4 protein-coding genes are annotated in these 1,607 nt (G+C 61.9%); all 4 read left to right on the top strand.

All coding sequences use genetic code 11. From position 1 onward, the window contains the following. Positions 1–514: energy transducer TonB (locus F6X42_RS43665; RefSeq protein ID WP_222945937.1), on the top strand; the 514-nt coding region annotated here is incomplete at its 5' end. A gap of 22 nt (positions 515–536) precedes the next feature. After that, entirely contained in the window at positions 537–770 is a 234-nt protein-coding gene (locus tag F6X42_RS42500; protein ID WP_187639715.1) for a hypothetical protein, read from the top strand. Positions 771–909: 139 nt separating this feature from the next. Then, on the top strand, positions 910–1,092 hold the full coding sequence (locus F6X42_RS42495) for a hypothetical protein (protein WP_187639714.1): 183 nt from the start codon (positions 910–912) through the stop codon (positions 1,090–1,092). Between the two features lie 98 nt (positions 1,093–1,190). After that, the gene (locus F6X42_RS42490) at positions 1,191–1,463 is read left to right on the top strand and encodes a hypothetical protein (protein ID WP_187639713.1); all 273 of its coding nucleotides are present in this window, start codon (positions 1,191–1,193) and stop codon (positions 1,461–1,463) included. The last annotated feature ends 144 nt before the right edge of the window (positions 1,464–1,607 follow it).

The raw sequence follows: 1,607 nt of genomic DNA, 5'->3' as shown, positions 1-1,607 counted from the left end.
GCCTCCGCCCCCGCCGCCGCCAGTCATCAAGAAAGTTGTGATGCACCAGTCGGAAGTTCCGGCGCCGAGGCCGACTGCACGACCGGCCGCGCCAGTACAACGGCACGTTGCTACGCCGACGGTCGCACCGGTGCCGGTTGCCGCGGCGCCCATCCCCACGCAGAACGCGCCCTCCAGTCTTCAGGCTGCGCCAGCCGGGCCAGCTCCGGCGGCTGCGGCGTCCGGCAACACGACGGCGGCCACCGGGGCGCCGGGCGACATCGCAATCGTGTGTCCCGTCCAGGCCAGGCCGGAAATGCCGACGCGCGCGCTCGCCGAGGGAATTGTCGGCGCAGTAACCGCGCGTGCCACGGTCAAAGGCGGCAAGGTGGTTCGTGTCGACATCGTCAGGTCGACGCCCCCGGGGGTCTTTGATGGGGCGGTACGGCGCGCGATGGCGCAGTACCAATGTAAGGTCGACGGCGGCGATCAGGTCGTTGTTGAGCAGTCCTTTGACTTCACCCAGACGGACTAGACTGTTTGAGGAAATTGATTTCGTGGCGAAGGGAGTAAAAGCAGTCGGGCTGGAGACACGCGTTGCCCGCGATCAAGGAGCACTTCGCCGTGGCGAAGTGCTGGGCCGCAAGCGAATCGGGTTCCATGTGCGGAAGGTTAATTTCGACAGCGCCATCAACGTGATCAACGTTGCGACTCGGACGCGGCGGATAGATCTTGACGACTGTCCCGTGCAGTTGATCTGCGCTTTGCGCCAGGTCGTCTACGTGTTCTAGCCGAAGGACATGAGCTGACGCGGGGTGTAGCCCGCTTACCGCGACGCTCTCTCTCGTTCGGCGGCGCGCCGCACGAAGTCGCCACCATCGCTGACATTCGTGAGCTCCAATCGCCTGACAGGCGCCGTGCTGCGAGGCGATGTCGCTGAAGATAAAGGAGTTCCGAGCGGCGGCCCAGATCGTGCGCGACGCTGAAGATGCAAACGGCGAACTGCGCGTTGCGAACCAATGGACGTCTGGCGATGCCGCTCAGAATGACGCGGGCGCAGTTGAAACTCTGTCCACGCATCAGATCCCAGGTCAGTGGACGCTGAACACCTGAAGTCCGGCTTCCGCTGCCTGGGGACCCTTCGTGTGAACGACGTAGAACCTCTTTAGCGACGGAACATAGATCGAGGTCTTGCCACCGAGAGTGTCCATATGTTGCTCGATCGCATAATGGTTCTGATCGACTTGTTTGACGACATCGAGGCCTTCCGCGCCGGTTACGTACAGTCGATGATGCAGTGGGTCAAAAGTCAAGTCGTCCGAAATATCGACGATATCGAGAGACTGTATGACCGAGCCGTTACTCGCGTCCAGGACGAACAGCTTGCCGGGGCCACGCGATCCGATGAACAGGCGCCCCCTCGTCGGATCGAACGCCGTAGCCGAGTTTCGGCTTGGGCCGGGAACATGCCAGATGCTCGCTAACTTCCGGGTACCCAGATCGGCTCTGGTGCAAATAGGCGGTCTGGACGAGATTTTTGTTATAGAAAGGATACCTCATCAAGCAGACAGGACGGCCTCCCAAACTGCGGGCGCAGCGGTATCTTTGAGGCCGAGCTTCGCGAGGCT

It is taken from the genome of Paraburkholderia podalyriae (assembly GCF_014397785.1).
GTDB classification, from domain to species: Bacteria; Pseudomonadota; Gammaproteobacteria; order Burkholderiales; family Burkholderiaceae; genus Paraburkholderia; species Paraburkholderia podalyriae.
The sequence above is the reverse complement of the archived record's forward strand: the minus strand, read 5'-3'. Positions and strand labels throughout refer to the sequence as shown.